The organism is Geobacter sp. PheSNFMC (assembly GCF_059620965.1).
Window position 1 is genome coordinate 1 of record NZ_JCAMRN010000023.1, and the last position, 17,619, is coordinate 17,619.

Genomic DNA, 17,619 nt, shown 5'->3' on the forward strand with positions numbered 1-17,619 from the left:
AATGGGAGAGTCGTGTTCACGGCCTATCTCATATCATACCCATCCCCCGGGACCAACCAAAATCATGCGGCTACAGGGCTGTCCTCTGTTGCGAAATGGCATTAGTGTACGCTAAAGAGCAGAAGGACGTTAACACCCGGAAATCAAATGGGTCTGGCGCCTGGAGCGGTATGCGGCGCCGCTATTTCACGTTTTCCCGCTCTGCGGGGGGTATCCTGCCGGGCAGCGGTGGAGAGGGAGGAGATACGTTTATTAATTGATATGTATGGTTATGGTGAAAGAAACAGAGAGGCCGATCACCGTGTGGAATAGAAAGTGCTAATAAACAGTTTTTGTTAGATTGAATACAGTGATTTAACGATGTTGTTTTTGTCAAGAGAGCGTTATGTTTCGATTGATCCGACGACGTTGTTTCGTTTGTGCGCTGGCGCGCCTATGGCCGGTGGTTATGCTCGTTGGGGCGTATCCCGCTCCGGCACGCGCCGATTACGAGGCGCGGGCGGCCAACCACATCCTGGTGCTCCATTCCTATCACCCCGGCTATCCGTGGGCTGATCAGGTCATGGCGGGAATCCAGGATGTGCTGTCGAATTCCTTCGAGCGGATTCACATGGATGTGGAATATCTCGACGTGAAGCGTCACCGGCAGTCCGCCCAGGTTTCCCGCATGTTTGACGCGGTGTTGCACCATAAGCTGCGGCAACGGTCGTTCAACCTGGTGATCGCATCCGGCAACGAGGCGCTCGACTACGCTCTCGCCAACCGCCGTGACCTGTTCCGCGGTGCGCCCATCGTATCCTGCGCAACCGTCGGCCCCGATCCGCTCCCCACCGCCTCTGACCGGCATACGGGCGTCAGGGCCGATCCCGATTGTGCGGGGGTCATCAGGCAGGCCCTGGCGCTTCATCCCGGCACGACCGGAATGATCGTCATCGGCGGCACCCGGGAGCTCACGGACCGCCTCAATGCCCAGCGCCTCATGGCGGTAAGCCAGGCATTCGCGGGACGGGTGACGTTCGATTTCTGGAACGACCTGTCGGCCGAGGAGATCATCGCACGGCTCCAGTCCCCTGCCAGCGGCACCCTAATCCTCATCAACGGGTCGATCCGCGACCGCTCGGGAAATCTCCTCTCGTTCCATGAGCAGACAGGCCTGCTGCGGCAGGCGGGCCTTCCCCTCTACAGCTTCTGGAACGTCTTTCTCGGCGAGGGGACCGTGGGGGGGCCGTTCGTGGATGTGCGCGAGCAGGGGCGGCTTGCCGCGCGGGCGGCACTGCGGGTGCTCCATGGTGAGCCGGTGGCCGACATTCCTGTGGTGCAATCGGCCAGCTCCGTTCCCATCTTTGACTACGAGGAACTGCAGCGGCTGGGCATATCTCCCCGGCGCCTGCCGCCGAAGCACATCCTGGTCAACGGGCCCAAGCCGTTCTACAACCTGACCAAGTCCCAGTTTCTCTGGGCCGTCGCGATTCTGCTCGGCTCCCTGAGCATCACCCTGCTGCTCACCTGGAGCATCCTGCTCCGGCGCCGGGCCGAGCGCAGGCTGCGCCAGAGCGAGCAGAACTACCGGCAGCTATCCCGGCAGTTCGGGATCATCCTGGACGGCATCCCCGACAGTCTCACCCTGATTTCCCACGACATGAAGGTGGTCTGGTCCAACAAGGTGGCCGGCGAACCCTTTGGCGCGCCTCTGCGGACCGTGCCCGGCGAATACTGCTGCGAGATGCTCTACAACCGCACCACCCTCTGCGATAACTGCCCGGCGGTGAGGGCATTCGAGTCGGGCGAGAACGAGGAATCCACCATCACCACGCCCGACGGCAGGACCCTTGAGGTGAAGGCATTCCCGGTCAGGGAGGGATCGGAGATGGTGAGCCACGTCATCATGCTGGCCAGCGACATCTCCGACAAGGTCCGCCTGCTGGAGGAAACGGTCAGGACGAGCCGGCTCGCATCGCTGGGCGAGCTGGCCGCCGGCGTGGCCCACGAGATCAACAACCCCAATGCGGTGATCCTGCTCAACGTGGACCTGGTCAAAAAGGTGTGCCGGGAAGCAATCCCCCTGCTGCTGGATCGCGTTGACCGGCAGAGCGAGCTGGCGATCGGGGGGATCCCCTGGTCGGAAATGCGCGAGGAGCTGCCGCTCCTGCTGACGGAGATGGAGGAGGGCGCGGGCCGCATCAAGCGGATCGTGGATGACCTCAAGGACTTCGCCCGCGGCGACGGCGCCGACCAGTGCGAGCCTGTGGACCTGAACGAGGCGGTCCGGGCCTCGGTCCGCCTGGCGGGCAATGCCATCAAGAATGCCACCGACCATTTCGTGCTGGAGCTGGCCCCCGGCCTCCCTTCCTTCGAGGGAAGCATCCAGCGGATCGAACAGGTGGTGGTCAACCTGATCATGAACGCCTGCCAGTCCCTCCAGGACAAAACGAACGGGATCACCGTCAGCACCGGCTATGACCCTCTCCGTGGGGTCTGCACGGTTCAGGTGCGCGACGAGGGGCAGGGGATTCCCCCGGAGGTCCTTCCCCGCATCACCGATCCGTTCTTCACCACAAAGCGCGAAACCGGCGGCACGGGTCTCGGCCTGTCCATCTGCATGCGCATCGTCAGAAGCTATGGCGGAACGCTCGAATTCCAGTCCGCCCCGGGAGCCGGGACAACGGCTACCCTGTCCCTGCCTGCCGAAAAGGAGGTCATTGCCGCATGAGTCCGGAAAAGTATCCCCCCACGCCCATCCTGCTGGTGGACGATGAGGCTGCGTGGCTGCGCAGCCTGTCACTCACGCTGCGGGAGGCCACCGGCATCGATAACATCATCAGATGCTCCGACAGCAGACAGGTGATGGCTATCCTGCGCGGGACCGAGGTGAGCCTGATCCTGCTCGACCTGACCATGCCCTATTTTTCCGGCACAGAGCTGCTGCAGATGATCGGCCAGGAATACCCTGACATCCCGGTGATCGTCCTGAGCGGACTGAACCAGGTGGAAACGGCTGTGCGCTGCATGCAGTTGGGCGCCTTCGATTACTACGTGAAGACCGTTGAGAAGGAGCGCCTCATCACCGGCATCCAGCGGGCGTTCTCCATGCAGGAGATGCGCAACGAAAACCGCAGCCTCAAGGCGCGGTTCCTGGATGACCACCTGGCCCATCCGGATGCCTTTGCGGAAATCATGACCGCCAGCAAGAAGATGCGGGCCGTGTTCCAGTACTGCGAGGCCGTGGCCCAGAGCAGCGAGCCGATCCTGATCACCGGCGAAAGCGGGGTCGGCAAGGAGCTCATCGCCCGCGCCGTTCACCGCATCCGCTGCCCAGGTGGGCCCTGGGTGGCGGTGAACGCGGCGGGGCTCGACGATACAATCTTTGCCGACACCCTGTTCGGGCACGCCCGCGGCGCGTTCACCGGCGCCGAGCGCGACCGGCGTGGCATGATCGAGGAGGCTGCCGGCGGTACCCTCTTTCTGGACGAAATCGGGGACCTGAGCCACGTCTCCCAGGTGAAGCTGCTCCGGCTGCTCCAGGAGGGAGAGTTCTTTCCCATCGGTTCGGACACGCCCCGCAAGCTGCGGGCCAAGCTCGTGTTCGCCACCAATCACGACCTGAGCGGCAAGAGCGGTTCAAACGGGTTCCGCAAGGACCTCTACTATCGCCTCAACGCCCACCAGGTCCAGATACCACCCCTGCGGGAGCGGTTCGAGGATCTGCCGCTGCTTATCGATCATTTTCTCTCAGAGGCCGCCGAGGCTCTGGGAAAACGCAGCCCCACGCCACCCCGTGAGCTGGCCACGCTCCTGTCCATCTACTCTTTCCCGGGGAACATCCGCGAATTGCGGGCCATGATCTACGATGCGGTGAGCCGCCATCGCTCCCATGTCCTGTCCCTGGACAGCTTCAAGGAGAAGATCGGTTACAGCACTGACCTGCCGTCCCCGGCACCCGATACGGAGATCATTTTCCCCGAGCGGCTGCCGACCCTTGAGGAGGGCAGGCACAGGCTGGTCATGGAGGCGGTCCGGCGCGCCCGGGGCAACCAGACCCTGGCGGCGGCCATGCTCGGCATAACCCGGCAGGCCCTTGCCAAGCGGCTGAAGCAGTTTCCCGACGCCACTCCCGTTTCCCCCGTACGTGCCGCAGGGAGCGGGCGGGAGCGGGTGCTGCAGTTCTTTCCCGCCCATTGAACCGGCAGGTGGTGCTATGAAGCCGGTTGCCACCAGCCGTGGTAACTGAAGGGGACGTGATGGGTGAGCCGGACAAGGGCCAGGGGGCCGTCGGCGATCCTGTCGGCGTCAAGGATGGCCAGGGAGCTGGTGCGGGTATGGCTGTCATAGATCTCGACCAGGAGCCAGCCGGGGCCGCCCGCAGGAGTGCCGGGCCGCGGCGCGAAGACCGGCTCGGTGCAGTAGACGCCCCGGCCGAAGCTGTACTCGCCGGTGCGGCCGGTAACCGGGTCGAGCCCCATGACGATGGACCAGAAGAATTCGCCGGGCAGGCAGCGGAGCATGTACCCCGTGCGGTGGGGGCGGCAACGGAGCCGCTCGTCGATGCGGGGCCACTCGCAGCTCCCCTGATGGAGCACCTCGCGGGCGACCGTTCCCCTGGTCGGCTCGATCCGGTAGCGCATGACCTCGCCGGGATAGGAGTAGGTTCCCCGCCGTCCCAGCATGACCGCAGTGATGACCGGATCGTTGCTGATAAAATGATCCGGGTTGCGGTACCCCACGAAGTCGGCAGTGATTCCGCCCCGTTCTTCCCACGCGTTGAAGGTGTGCCAGAGATAGCATGCCTCGGTTTCCACCAGGCGTGGCGGCGCCTCGCCGTCCCGCTCCACCACCATGAGGATCGTTCCCTGTTCGGGGCGCCAGCGGAGGGATTCGGCCATGCTCCGGATGCCGAGCAGGAAGGGCCAGTACGCGATTTCAACGGGGTGGAGGTGGAACACCACGTGACGCTCGGTCACGAACCAGTCGTGCATGTAGATCGTCCGGGGAAGCTCCAGGGCCCGGTGGCGGCGGAGGGTGCCGTCCGCGTTGAAGCTGGTCAGGTGGACAAAGGTGCGGGGGCCGTAGCGGATGCCGAAGTGGAGCCATTCTCCCGTGACCGGGTCGAACTTGCCGTGGGCCGAGTAGATGGTGAGGTCGCGCGGCAGGCCGAAGGTGGTTTCGCCTACGGTTTCCAGGGTGTCCGGGTCCAGTTCGTAGGGGAAAGATGATTCGTCGAAGGCGTAAAGCCGTCCCCGCCAGGGAAAGACCGTGATCCCGGCCTGGCTCAGGAGGCGCTCCGTGGGCCAGACGTTGGCCCATATCCCGCCGGGGGCCTGGGTGCTCCAGGTGGGATGGAGGAAACGGCCGGCAGCCTCCTCTTCAACGAATTTGCGGGTTCGCACGAAGCGGTTCGCATACCTGACCCCGCCATCGCCGAAGCGGAACGCCTGCACCATGCCGTCCCCGTCCAGGAGGGTCCGCTTGCGCATCCCCCCCCGGTCGAAGAGGGCCGGTCCGTTGCGGTAGAGGGTGCCCCGCAGCCCCGCGGGGATGGTCCCCTCTACCCGGGCTCCGTAGTCGTGCTCTTCCCGCAGCGACGTGGCAAGCCCCAGGTAGGGGCGGGCATCGTCGCCGAAGTCGGGGAAGACGTCCCGGCCAAAGGGGAGGCTCCGGGCGCAGCCGGCGAGCCCCAGGGCGATGCCGGCCAGCCCGGCGGTTTTGAAAAAGTTCCTTCTGTCCATGGCGTACCTACCGGTAGACCGACACCCCCAGCAGAAACTTGCTCGAATTCAGAGGCTCATTGGGTTCGGCGGTGCCGGCGTTGGAGACGTGATGATAGCGGTACTCGACCCCCAGGGCGGTGTCCGGCCGCACGAACCACTGGAGCCCCGTTCCCCCCTGATAGGAAAAATTGAGCCGCGTCCCCTGGGTGTCGAGTCCCAGGTCGTTGTAGAGGACGCCGCCGCCGGCGAAGACGTAGGGGGCCAGCCCCTCAAGGGCGGTGAATTTCCAGCTGCCCAGGAGGTAGCCGCCGGTCATGGTTCGTACGCGCGGGTCCAGGGTCAGGTGGAGCGGCACTTCCACCAGCAGCTCGTGGCGCCCCTGGAACCAATGGCCGATGCCCAGCTCTCCCGAGAGGAAGTGTCCGTAGCGCAGGATGGCATCCACCGTCTCCACCTGGGTGCGGGTGGCGCCGAACCCCCTGTGGGTGATACCATAGCCCCCCAGGATGGTGAACTCGCCGGATGCGGTCCGCACAGCCGGCTCTTCCCCATGCCCGGCACCTGCCGAAAGCATCTGGCCTGCCAAAAGGAGCAGGATCATCGCATAACGTTTCATGGACACCTCGCCGGCTTCGTGCCGCGGCGCTCTCACCATCTCTGTTTCATCTCGAAGGCAAGGATCTCCGGCAGGTGGCGCAGGAATCTGAGGATGCTGCCGGGAGACTTCCAGAGCATCTGCGTGTATCCCCAGTGGATGCGGGTCCGGCGGTAAAAGCGCCGGATGAATTCGTTGTAGAGCCCCTCCAACTGGTCCCGGCTCATCCCCGTAGGCACGAAGACGAAATTCATGCAGTTCATGAGGGGCCAGTTCTCGTCGAACTCCCCCTGTGCCCGGATGTCCCGGTAGATGGGCGCGCCGGGGAAAGGGGTGAATTTGGTCACGTTGATCTCGTCCAGGGGCAGCATCAAAGCATAATCGATGGTCCGGCGGATGGATTCCTCCGACTCGCCCGGCAGCCCCAGCATGAACAGCCCCTTCACCCGCATCCCGGCCCGGCGCACCATGGCCAGCTTGGTCTGCACCTCGTCGAGCCCGTAGTACTTCCGGTGCTTTTTGATCACCTCCGGGTCGCCGGACTCGATCCCGAAATTCACCTGCCAGCAGCCGGAGCGTTTCAGCAGCGCCAGCAGCTCGGCATCCACATGTTCGAGGCGGGCGATGCAGTTGTAGGTCACCGGCAGCCGCCGTGCCTCCTTCAACTGGCAGAAGCGGGCCACGCGGCCCCGGTCGGCGGTGAAAAGATCGTCGTAGAAAAAGACGTGGCGAATGCCGAAGTCCCGGTTGAGGTAGGCCAGGTGCTCCACGATGTACTCGGGCGAGTTGAAGCGGAAGCCCCGGCTGAAGACCGACCGGTCGCAGTAGGAGCACTGGTAGGGACATCCGCGGCTCGAAATGACACTGGTGTTGGGGGCCTTGGGGTAGCTGAACAGGGGCAGGGCATAGCGCCGGGGGAAGTCCGGAAGCCGGTGGTAGGCCGGGAAGGGGAGGGTGTCAAGGTCGGCGATGAGCTCCCGGGCCGCAGAGAGGGTGCCGACGCCGTCACGGCGGTAGCCGACGCCGGGAATTTTCTCCACGTTGCGAAAACTTGCGGCAGCAAGTTCGTACAGGGTCTGTTCCCCTTCGCCCAGGACCAGGTAGTCGATGGCCGGGAACCGGTCCAGGAGGCTCACCCCCACCGAACAGGCATGGGCGCCGCCGAAGATCACCGGGGTGTCCGGGAGCCTCTCCTTGAGCCCTTCGGCCAGGGCGTACCCTTCGAGAAACGACGAGGTGGTACAGGAAAACCCGACCGCGTCGGGTCGCCGGCGGACGATCTCATCCACCAGGCCCTGTCCCCGGTGGCCGGTGCCGTAACAGTCGATGATCTCCACCTCCATGCCCCGCGCCTCCAGAAACGCGGCGATGCTCAACATTCCCAGGGGGGGCATGAGGTTGAAGATGGCGGTGATGTCGTTGCCGGCACCCATCCAGTTGCTGCCGTGGGGGTGAACGAAGAGGATGCGCACGTGGTCCTCGGGACGCCGGTCGGCGTCGGTCAGGTTGTTTCGTACATTCAAGAGTAGAGAGCAGTCAGGCCTCTGTCAACAGCTCTCTGCGGCAGGGCGGGAACGTGTTCGTCGTCGTCCGCTTGAAAAGGCGGACGTGGCGGTCATGGGGCGGTTGTTGCCCAACGGTTTGTATTTCATGCCAAAACAATGATTTCTGCCCGTTCATGGATCGGGCTGCACGGTTATACGGCGTAGTTATGCATAATCCAGCATCACGCGATAATGCAATGATTGTCTATAAGGAAATGAATATTTTTGGACAATTAGATTGCATTTATGTATAAAAGATAATCTTGACCGTATTGGAACGCAAGATGCTTGGTAGCGTTTAATGCATTGCTGTGCATGGGCACGCTTGTTGATCGTCGCGTAACCCTTTGGTGCGCATGAGGGAGGCGAACGGCCCGCATGGGGCGTCGGCTACCCGATGGAAAGGAGAGATGCCCGTTCCGCACTACTGCGGGCACGATATCTGTTCCGGCTTGGCCGGAGAGCGTTTCAACCGGAACAGAACGAACTTCACAGGAGGAGAAAGGGAATGAAACACAAGAACATCGCACACGTATCCGCCATGACCATTGGCATGCTGTTCGCCGCCGGCGCGGCCCACGCCGTGTCCGTCAGCCACACCACAACTCACGTGTTCAAAAAGGAAGACATCCAGTGCGGCCGGGGCATCATCGGCTCCACCTGTCTCGGCAATCCCGTGGTGGAGGGAGGGCTCACCTACTACGGCATCGATTCGGTCTACGGCTGGTACGTGAAGGACTTCGACCCCTCGGCGCTCAAGCCCAAACCCCGTGACGGCGTGTATGACGACGGTCGCGTCGCCGACATCCTGGACGGTACCGGCAAGGTCATCGGCATCAAGGTCCAGAACAACGAAACCGGCAACTGGAAGACCGGGCCCATCGGCGGCGAATGGGCGAAGGGGCTCGGTGCTCTCAAGGCCAAGGCAGCCACCGAGAAGTATGTGGTCATGGACCACCTCATGCGCGACCCTGCCGATCCGAATCCTCTCCAGGAAGGGATCGACTACAATAAACGCATGAAAGATGATGGCAAGTACCTGTACTTCTGGGGAAACTACAACCAGGAGCCGACCCCGGTCTACATCTATGCCGCGTTGCCGTTGCCGGACACGTGGAAGGTGGCCGGAGCCAACTACAAGGTCACCTCGGCCAAGCTCGTGGTTGATCACGACATCACCAACAGCCCCAACGACCAGATCCGCCCCGAGGATTTCGAAAACGAGAATGCCACCGGCATCCTGCCCCAATACACCACCTGCCCCACCGCGCCGGCCCTGGCACCGGCGGCATGCTCCGGGCTCCCCGCCGGCACCTGGGTGTCTGCGGTCGATTCCCAGGAGGGGGGCGACCTCGAACCGCTGCCCGCCGGCACGGTGCTCAAGGCGTTCAATCCGGCCACCGGGCTTTTCGAGTACACCAATGCCTGGTATACGACCCTTGACCGCGACCCCTTTGGCGGGCCCAACCCCCGCTATCGCCTCAAGTCCAGCAAGTTCGGCCAGGACCTGCCGGGGGTGGAAATCCCCCAGTACAAGGTGGGTACCCCCACCACGACAACCATCGACCTGCTGAGCATCAAGGATCCCGTTACCGGACTGCCGGTCCTGGCGGATTCGAAAAACTGGCACAATTTCCTGGACGAGCATACCGACATCTTCGGCAACTACGATCCGTTTGACGGTTATTCCATGGAAGACTGCCCCCTCACCCGGGACCTGGACCTGATGCTCTACATCAAGGGCGAGGTGGGCAAGCCGACCGTGGTCCGCAGCGCCCAACTGCTGGTCACCTATGAGGATCCCGACGGCGTGGTGGTGCCGTCGATCGATCTTGCCGTCACTGCTGTGTCCATACCGACCAGAGCGAGCAAAAATTCTGTCCAAATCCTGAAGGTTACGGTGGACAACCTGCCGGTGGGCGTTGCCTCCGGCAGCCTGACCCTGGTGGGCAAGGATTCCAGGGGTGGAGTCGTGGGCAACTTCTCCCAGACCATCACAACGCCGGCCGATAACAGTGCTGCGGTCTACAGCTTCGTCTGGACCGCTCCCTCCTACGGGACCACGGTCACGTGGGAAGCGAAAGTGACCAGCGACAAGGACATCAACGGCGCCAACAACCTGAAGACCGCTTCGACCGTGGTCAGGAGGTAGTCCGGTACCCCTCTGCAGTGGGGCGCCCACGCTTGCCACCTATCGGGAAATACCCCTGAGCGACCTGCGGAGAGACATCCCTCTCTTTTTCGATCCCGCCCTGCGGATCACCCGCACCGAACTGGGAAAGGAGCGGCTGGACGGGCGGGATGCCGTGAAATGCGCCGCGGAGATAATCCAGAACGGCACCACCTTCAAGGGATACCTCTGGGAGGCGGTCCCGCCGCTGCCGGTTCCGCTACGGTGGGAGGATGAACGTGGTGCGGTCGTTTCCTGGGAACAGGTCGTCCCGGGGCCGGTTCCGCCGGGGCAGTTCGAGATTCCCGGCGGCTACAGGGCCGTTGCCGCGCCGGAGATGGTCCGGACCGAAACGCCCCCCCCGGGAAAAGGCCCGGATTAGCCGGAAACCTTCACCTTTTCCAGGCTCAGCAGAGCCGCCTTGCGATCGAGCCCACCCGCATAGCCGGTAAGGGAACCGTCCGCCCCCACCACCCGGTGGCAAGGGATGATGATATCGATGGGGTTCCGGCCCACGGCGCTCCCCACCGCCCGGGCCGAGGTGGCGCGCCCTTCCCTGCCTTGGGCCATGCGGATGGCCAGGGCGCCGTAGGTGGTGGTCGTTCCCCGGGGGATGGTGCGTAAAAGTTTCCAGACCGCCATCTGAAACGGGGTCCCCTCGGGAGCCAGCGGGAGGTTGAACTCCCGCAGCCGGCCGGCGAAATAGGCATCAAGTTGCCGACGTAGTTCCACAAAAAGGGGATGATCCGGGTCATACACCCGATCTCCGGCATCCTCAGGCACGTACTTTTGATCCGTGAACCAGAGCCCCCTCAGGTGGTCCCCCTCCGCCAGGGCCACCATGTCGCCCAGGGGTGTCCGGATGGTGCAGTACCGTTTCATCGTGGCGCCTCCTTAAATCCGTGGCCGGTAACTTTACTACCTGTTGCAACGCAGGCCGCGAACGCCTCTGCTTTACTACTGTTTGCCTTTAGGCTTTTAGATTCCATCAACAGTCCTCCAAGGTACACAGCAATTCTAATCATTATAACAGCCGGATTCCTCTTTTTGGTCAGGCCCCAGATTTATTAAGTCGGATCCCATGCAACAAGCATTTCTATTTATTCATGCTTTTGTTCTGGGTTAAATATTAATAATTTTGTATCAAGGCGAGCCCTATGAGCATTAGGCAATTGATAGGTGTAAATAGCACAAGAAGACATATGAGAGATTTGCACTATCTCAGGCGTCGTTACAACGTCACCGGTATAAAAGCGGCTTGATGACGGTGTCGGCTATTATCGATTTGTACCATAGAAGCAGCAAGGATCTTTGCTGTAACAGTTAGATGCCAGGGCAGGCTACAGAGTGCCTGTGTAAATGTTAAAGCGGCACTTTCACGCTATCATCGGCGCGCCGTTGTGGTTGTCAGGCCGGCTGGCTACCCAGTAGGAGCGGGTTATTTCCCTTGTCAACGTTAACTATAAGTGGTAATTTGCTGCCCAAAGTTTTAATTGTCAATTGGAGCGATATGTTAAAGGGGCTAGGCAGATTGCCTGGCCCCTTTTTTCATCCGGAGCCAGTCGGGCACTCCCGCCAGGAGACTGGCCGGGCGCATGGTAATAGGGTAATGCCTTCATTGAAAAAAAAGCCCGTTCGTGACGATGCCTATTGGATGGAAAAGGCAATTCGGGAGGCCGCAAAGGCCTCGGCCCGTGACGAAGTTCCTATCGGGGCCGTTATCGTGCGCAACGGTGCGGTGATTGGCAGGGGGTACAACCTCCGCGAGGGTAGCAACGATCCCTCCGCCCATGCCGAAATGATCGCCATCCGGCAGGCTGCCCGCAGGTCGGCAAACTGGCGTCTGACGGGCGCAACTCTGTACGTGACGCTGGAGCCGTGCCTCATGTGCATGGGGGCCATTATCCTCGCCCGGCTCGAACGGGTCGTTTTCGGCTGTTATGACCCCAAGGGCGGCGCCGCCGGGTCTCTTTATGATCTCTCGTCGGACCCGCGCTTGAATCATCAGGTAAGGTTGACCCCCGGCGTCTGCCGGGAAGAATGCGCAACGATGTTGAGTGATTTCTTCCGTGACCTTCGCCGCAGGAAAAAAACCAAGACCACCCCTGTGCTTTTCACCGATGAAAGGAAGGTGCCACCAGAGCCTTGAGTTTTTTTTGTAAATGAGATATAAACGACCCGCATTCCATGTAGGATCCAGCAATGCTTACGGAGAGATGGCCGAGTGGTCGAAGGCGGCAGACTCGAAATCTGTTGTACCGCTTGCGGTACCTAGGGTTCGAATCCCTATCTCTCCGCCATACCAAAAGGGGCAGCCGGTGAACGGCCTGCCCCTTTTTCTTTGCAGTAACAGCATGATTACCTCAAGGCGGCCAATGCAGATACATTGACAGTTGCAGCCCGATTGCTAAACTTTCAGGAACTATCCGTCCGGACCGGCAAATTCCCTTGCGGGAGGTGCTACCAATGCTCATCAGGGTCCGATATGCGAACGACACCTATGATATGCTCAAAGCATGGCGACTTCAGGAGTATCTGGATGATGACAGGGTCGTTGCCTTCCTCCGTTCCGACGGCTGGGCAGTGGTGGGACGGGATCCGCTCAGACGGAGCATGGGCAGGGGGTATCCGGGTCCCGAGCGACGGCGTATGGAGAACAGCCTGCACCGGGCTGCCTGAACGTACAGCATGGGGACCGGTGCCCGCCTTGTGCGGGTTCCGGTCTTTTTGCCTCCAGGGGAGGGTATGGTGGTGAGCGATGAGCAACGGCCTGTCTACGAACTGCAGAAGGAGCTCGACATCCTGAGGGAAAACTACCTCGCCGGAGCGCCTGCCGAGCATGCGGCAGTGATTCAACGCGCTGTCACCGAACTGGTGCTGTCGGGGATAGTAGAGCATGCTGCAGCGGTTGGCGATCGGGCGCAGGACTTCACCCTGCCCAATGCGGTGGGCCAAAAGATCCGCCTCTCCGAGGTGACGGCAAAGGCGGCGGCGGTGGTGACGTTTTACCGGGGGGCGTGGTGACCGTACTGCAGCCTGCAGTTGCGGGCCTATCAAGCCGTATTGCCGCGGATTCGGGAGTTGGGGGGCGAACTCCTGGCCATTTCACCCCAGACTCCGGACAGGTCTCAGGCGACGTTACTCAAGAATTTTTTACAGTACGAGGTGTTGAGCGACGTGAGCAATGCAGTCGCCCGTAGTTTTGGTCTCGTGTATCCGCTGGGCGAAGAAATGCGTCGCATCTACCTCGGGTTCGGAGTGAACCTTGCCGATTACAACGGCGACGAATCCTGGGAGTTGCCGCTCCCCGGCACGTTCGTCATTGATGGGACCATGACCATCCGGCATTCCTTCGTGGATGCCGATTACACCCGGCGCCTCGAACCGGCGACGATACTCGACGTGCTGGAGCGGATCCGCCAGGGGAGAGGGCGCGATGATAACCAGGCTTCTTGAGGGGAATCGGCGCTTCGTTGCCGAGGTCTTCGAAAGGGAGCGCGAGGCCTTTGCGACCCTTGCCCGGGGGCAGCACCCGACAGTCCTCTGGATCGGTTGCTCCGACTCGCGGGTGCCGGTCAACACCATCACCCAGACCAAGGCGGGAGAAGTCTTTGTCCACCGTAACGTGGGGAACGTGGTGTCGGTCAATGACTGGAACCTTTCGGCGGTGCTCGAATTCTCGATCAACCATCTGTGCATCCCCGATATCGTGATCTGCGGCCACTACGGCTGCGGCGGCATTCAGGCCCTGGACGAGGAGCGGGCTGACGACAAGTACATCCCCATCTGGCTCATCAATGCCTACAAGGCCAAGGAACGGGTCGACGAAAGGATCCGGGCGCTCCATGTCGGACTCGCTCCTGAACAGCGCATGAAGCTCATCGTGGAGGAAAATGTCCGCCTCCAGTTGGAACACCTGCGCGAATATCCCTTTGTCCGTACTGCCATGCGCCAGGGCAGACTGAGCATCCATGGCTGGATTTACGACATGGAGAGCGGCGAAATCAAGATTCTGTCCACTGAACAGTCCGGGGAGGGGGGGTCAGCTTCGCCCCGGGCCGCGGAGTATTGTCCACTCCCGTAGGGCGCGTCGCAAAGGCGTCTTGCCGTTCCCACCGAGGAAGCGCTGTCCCGGCTGCCGGCATCGCCGGAAGAGTGGCGGTATGGTTGGAGAGGAGGTTGCGTGAAGAGTCATGTCTGGCGTCCCCTCTATGTTGCGCTCGGCGTTGCCGGCGCCTTGCTCCTGGCGCGCAGCTTCCTGGTGCCGGATGATTTCGGGGTGCATGAGCAAGGGTACATGTACGGCTGGCACCGCAAGGGGAACGAAAACGAGTGGAAGCAGGTCTCCGTCAAGTACCGGACCAAGGCCTACTGTGCCGGGTGTCATGCTGCCAAGGTCGCCGGTATCGATCGCTCTCCCCATGGCGTCATTCCCTGCGAGGATTGTCACGGGCCTGCCCTGGGGCACCCCAAGGACCCGCCGACCCTGACCATCGACCACAGCCGCCGGCTGTGCCTCCGCTGCCACGCAAAGCTCGTGACGCCGTCCAGCGGCAGATCGCAGATTCGCGGCATTGATCCCGATACGCACAACTCCCAGGCCGAATGCCGGCTCTGTCACGATCCCCACCACCCCAATCTGGAGGAGTTGAAGCGCCATGAATAGACGTGAGTTTCTGAGGCGGAGCATGGTGGTCGTTGCGGGACTGGCGGCGCCGGCGGCGGTCCTTGAGCTGGTCGACCCGGAAAGGCTGCTGGCGGCACGGCCGGAGTTGCGCTGGGCCTTTCTGGTTGATACCTACAAATGCGTGGGGTGCGGTTTCTGTGTCAAGGCGTGCAAGGTGGAGAACGATATCCCCTATGAAGCCAACGTGACCCGCACGTGGGTCGAGCGTTACGTGGTGAAAAGGGATGGGGAGGTTCTCATCGATTCGCCCCGCGGGGCCCGCGACGGTTTCACCGACAGGAGAATCGAGGTCGGTACGGGAAAACTCCGGGACGTGGGGGACGAAGATGTGGAAAAGGCCTTTTTTGTCCCCAAGCTCTGCAATCAGTGCGACAACCCGCCCTGCGTCCAGGTCTGCCCCGTGGGGGCCACCTACAAGACCGCCGACGGTGTCGTGCTCGTGGACCGCTCATGGTGCATCGGCTGCGGCTACTGCATCATGGGCTGTCCGTATGGGGTCCGTTTCTTCCACCCCGTGTACAAGGTGGCGGAGAAGTGCACCTTCTGTTACCACCGGATCTCCCGGGGGATGACGTCGGCGTGCGTCGACGCCTGTCCGTTCGGAGCCCGCCGGATCGGCAATCTTCGCGACCCCAATGACCCGATCACCAGGACCATCATGACTGGGCGGGTCGGTATCCTCAAAGAGGAGTACGGAACCAAGCCTCAGGTCTACTATGTGGGGCTCTCCAGGGAGGTACGCTAGCCATGGTGCACGGGGAGGCATGGACCGTCAAGGAGCTGTTCGTCTATCCCAACGAGTACATCTACTGGACCATCCAGATCGTCATGTACCCGTTCCTGACCGGCCTTGTGGCCGGCGCCTTCGTGCTCTCGTCACTCTACCATGTGTTCGGGGTCAAGCAGTTGAAGGACATTGCCCGCTTTTCGCTCGTCTTTTCCTTCGCGCTCCTCCCCTGCGCGCCCCTGCCGCTTCTGCTGCACCTGCAACAGCCGCTACGCAACCATCATGTCCTCATGACGCCGCACTTCACGTCGGCCATCGCCGCTTTCGGCATCGTCTTCCTCACCTACGGGATGATCGTCGCCTCGGAACTCTGGTTCGTCTACCGGGGGTATTTCGCCGTCACGGCCCGACAACTGAAGGAACAACGGGAGCGCACCCGGGCGGAAACCATCCGGATGCGCCTCTATTCGGTGCTGGTGCTGGGTGCCTGGGACGTGAGCCACCATGCCCTGGAGCAGGATGAAAAGGCCGTTAAGATATTGGCGGCAGTGGGCATTCCCGTGGCCTGCTTCCTTCACGGCTACGCGGGATTCATCTTCGGCTCCGTGAAGGCCAACGCCCTCTGGATGACTCCGCTCATGCCGGTCATTTTCATCTGCTCCGCCGTGGTGTCGGGGATCGCGCTCTGTATCCTGACCTACATTGCCACCATGGAGCTGCGCAAGTCCGTCGCGGTCTGGCGGCGAAGGGACAACCCGGGACTGCCGACCCCGGCGGAACTGGGAGGGGTGGAAGCCAACGTGGTGAGGATGACCTCCCGGTATCTCATCATGTTCCTCATTCTGGCCATCACTCTGGAGTTGCTGGACCTCATCTTCCGGGGCTACACGGCGGTCAAGTCGTGGGATATCCTGCGCAGCGTCATCTACGGCAAGGACTTTGTCGCCATCTTCGTGTTCCAGTATGGCCTCGGCAACCTTGTGCCATTCATTCTGTTCCTCCTGCCCGGGCTCACCGTGCGCCGGGCGGTCGTGGGCACGCTGCTGGTACTGTTCGGCGTCTTTATGATGCGGTGGAACGTGGTCATCGGCGGTCAGGCCTTTTCCGCCTCATTTGCCGGCTTCATGCATTATCATCTGCCGATCGTTCCCCATGATCTGGAGACGTTCAAGGAAGGGCTGTTCGGAGCGCTGACGGTTGGGGTGGTGCCCTTTGCTCTGTTCTGGCTTCTTTCCCGGATTTTCCCGGTGTTCGGGTCAGACGAGAACCACTGACGATGCGCTCCGGGCGAAAAAAAGGGCGGCCTTGAGCCGCCCTCCAGAAGGAGAGAACAGGATGTCCGCATCATCGGGCAGAGGAGGGAAGCGATGATGTCTCCCGTTCGATAATCTCGATAATCTCGCGATAAATGGCGATCATCACGCCGATCTCGCGCCACTTCTTTGCAACCATCCGGAGCAGTGACCAGGCGTGCACCACGGTCCCCGACAGGATGAAAATACCGGCCAACCGGGTTTCTTCTTCATTGAGCATGACGCACGAGACGATTCCCATTACGACCATGGAGGCAAACCAAGCAAGCTCGGGCCCCTTGAAGGGGTTCTCCATGAGGGTCAGGAAGTCGACGTAGTAGCGGGTCAGCCCCTTTACCTTGCGCAGAAACTCGCCCGCCTCGTCCCCCGCATATTTGAGATAGGCATAGGACAGGAAACGTTCCGCAGCGCTCTTTTTTCCCTTCTCCATCCGCTCGTGCACGTATTTATCGATGGCTTCGTCGATCACTGTAGTGTCCATGGTCCCTCCCGCGGGGTATGGCGTATTCTTGCGGGGCATGCCGGGTAGCCAGGAAACCGGAGCGTTGGCCTGCCCCGGTGGTTGACTGTCGATTGTTGGTTACCCCTCGCCCGGAATGCCGTGGCTGTCTTGGTAATATTCATAAAACGTGCCATCGAACAGTCTTTGCGGGGTGCTCCGATGAATCTCCTTGCGGCTCCGGGATCCCGGAGTCGTGTATATAATTTTACTACAGATTTCAATGGGTGCATTGTGTCTAAATTGTTTGCACATTGTATCAAGTTGGGAGGGGACGGTACGCGTGCCGGCAGTCGGATCGGGAGAGGGGCGGAAATTTCGCATTACTGCGAGCAGGTTGGACAAAATGCGAGGAGCATAAGGGGTGTTCCGGACAAAA

The 17,619-nt window shown here is 61.5% G+C and carries 16 protein-coding genes and 1 tRNA gene; 12 read left to right on the forward strand and 5 right to left on the reverse strand.

What is annotated here, in order from left to right:
* Window positions 1-448 precede the first annotated feature (448 nt).
* Together AC6CDK_RS06725 and AC6CDK_RS06730 are read left to right on the forward strand one after the other, a co-directional pair.
* Window positions 449-2,710, forward strand: coding sequence for an ATP-binding protein (locus tag AC6CDK_RS06725; RefSeq protein ID WP_226048502.1), 2,262 nt, complete (start codon window positions 449-451; stop codon window positions 2,708-2,710).
* A complete protein-coding gene (locus AC6CDK_RS06730) occupies window positions 2,707-4,179 on the forward strand; it encodes a sigma-54-dependent transcriptional regulator (protein WP_039647425.1) in 1,473 nt (490 codons plus the stop codon). The genes AC6CDK_RS06725 and AC6CDK_RS06730 overlap by 4 nt, the downstream gene beginning before the upstream one ends.
* Window positions 4,180-4,193: 14 nt before the next feature.
* On the opposite strand, the gene AC6CDK_RS06735 is transcribed toward AC6CDK_RS06730, so the two are convergent.
* From AC6CDK_RS06735 to AC6CDK_RS06745, 3 genes are read right to left on the reverse strand one after another with little or no spacing between them, the layout of a single operon-like run.
* Window positions 4,194-5,723: a carotenoid oxygenase family protein gene (locus tag AC6CDK_RS06735; protein WP_192905881.1), complete on the reverse strand. Its 1,530-nt coding sequence runs from the start codon at window positions 5,721-5,723 to the stop codon at window positions 4,194-4,196.
* Between the two features lie 7 nt (window positions 5,724-5,730).
* Window positions 5,731-6,321, reverse strand: a complete 591-nt coding sequence (locus AC6CDK_RS06740; RefSeq protein WP_039648439.1) for an acyloxyacyl hydrolase — start codon at window positions 6,319-6,321, stop codon at window positions 5,731-5,733.
* A 32-nt stretch (window positions 6,322-6,353) separates the two neighbouring features.
* Window positions 6,354-7,772: a B12-binding domain-containing radical SAM protein gene (locus tag AC6CDK_RS06745; RefSeq protein ID WP_066358442.1), complete on the reverse strand. Its 1,419-nt coding sequence runs from the start codon at window positions 7,770-7,772 to the stop codon at window positions 6,354-6,356.
* A gap of 580 nt (window positions 7,773-8,352) precedes the next feature.
* Here AC6CDK_RS06745 and AC6CDK_RS06750 point away from each other — a divergent pair.
* Together AC6CDK_RS06750 and AC6CDK_RS06755 are read left to right on the forward strand one after the other, a co-directional pair.
* On the forward strand, window positions 8,353-9,996 hold the full coding sequence (locus AC6CDK_RS06750; protein ID WP_039647421.1) for a hypothetical protein: 1,644 nt from the start codon (window positions 8,353-8,355) through the stop codon (window positions 9,994-9,996).
* A gap of 154 nt (window positions 9,997-10,150) precedes the next feature.
* A complete protein-coding gene (locus tag AC6CDK_RS06755; protein WP_039647419.1) occupies window positions 10,151-10,396 on the forward strand; it encodes a hypothetical protein in 246 nt (81 codons plus the stop codon).
* Here the strand turns inward: AC6CDK_RS06755 and AC6CDK_RS06760 are convergent.
* On the reverse strand, window positions 10,393-10,896 hold the full coding sequence (locus tag AC6CDK_RS06760; protein WP_039647417.1) for a methylated-DNA--[protein]-cysteine S-methyltransferase: 504 nt from the start codon (window positions 10,894-10,896) through the stop codon (window positions 10,393-10,395). The genes AC6CDK_RS06755 and AC6CDK_RS06760 overlap by 4 nt on opposite strands.
* A gap of 727 nt (window positions 10,897-11,623) precedes the next feature.
* Here AC6CDK_RS06760 and tadA point away from each other — a divergent pair.
* From tadA to nrfD, 8 genes are all read left to right on the forward strand, one after another.
* Window positions 11,624-12,163, forward strand: coding sequence for a tRNA adenosine(34) deaminase TadA (gene tadA, locus AC6CDK_RS06765; protein ID WP_039647415.1), 540 nt, complete (start codon window positions 11,624-11,626; stop codon window positions 12,161-12,163).
* A 61-nt stretch (window positions 12,164-12,224) separates the two neighbouring features.
* A tRNA-Ser gene (locus tag AC6CDK_RS06770) sits at window positions 12,225-12,314 on the forward strand.
* Window positions 12,315-12,480: 166 nt separating this feature from the next.
* A complete protein-coding gene (locus AC6CDK_RS06775) occupies window positions 12,481-12,693 on the forward strand; it encodes a GSU3473 family protein (protein WP_039647409.1) in 213 nt (70 codons plus the stop codon).
* Window positions 12,694-12,762: 69 nt separating this feature from the next.
* Window positions 12,763-13,470: a peroxiredoxin-like family protein gene (locus tag AC6CDK_RS06780; protein ID WP_145915431.1), complete on the forward strand. Its 708-nt coding sequence runs from the start codon at window positions 12,763-12,765 to the stop codon at window positions 13,468-13,470.
* Entirely contained in the window at window positions 13,451-14,098 is a 648-nt protein-coding gene (locus AC6CDK_RS06785) for a carbonic anhydrase (RefSeq protein WP_039647406.1), read from the forward strand. Before AC6CDK_RS06780 ends, AC6CDK_RS06785 begins: the two co-directional genes overlap by 20 nt.
* Before the next feature lie 99 nt (window positions 14,099-14,197).
* A complete protein-coding gene (locus AC6CDK_RS06790; protein WP_039647404.1) occupies window positions 14,198-14,680 on the forward strand; it encodes a hypothetical protein in 483 nt (160 codons plus the stop codon).
* Window positions 14,673-15,446 (forward strand): 4Fe-4S dicluster domain-containing protein, encoded by a 774-nt coding sequence (locus tag AC6CDK_RS06795; RefSeq protein ID WP_039647403.1) that lies wholly within the window; start codon window positions 14,673-14,675, stop codon window positions 15,444-15,446. The genes AC6CDK_RS06790 and AC6CDK_RS06795 overlap by 8 nt, the downstream gene beginning before the upstream one ends.
* A 2-nt stretch (window positions 15,447-15,448) precedes the next feature.
* Window positions 15,449-16,702, forward strand: coding sequence for an NrfD/PsrC family molybdoenzyme membrane anchor subunit (gene nrfD / locus AC6CDK_RS06800; RefSeq protein ID WP_039647401.1), 1,254 nt, complete (start codon window positions 15,449-15,451; stop codon window positions 16,700-16,702).
* A gap of 70 nt (window positions 16,703-16,772) precedes the next feature.
* On the opposite strand, the gene AC6CDK_RS06805 is transcribed toward nrfD, so the two are convergent.
* Window positions 16,773-17,222 carry a GSU0071 family protein gene (locus AC6CDK_RS06805; protein ID WP_192905880.1) on the reverse strand — a complete coding sequence of 150 codons (450 nt, stop codon included), beginning with the start codon at window positions 17,220-17,222 and terminating at the stop codon, window positions 16,773-16,775.
* Window positions 17,223-17,619: the final 397 nt, after the last annotated feature.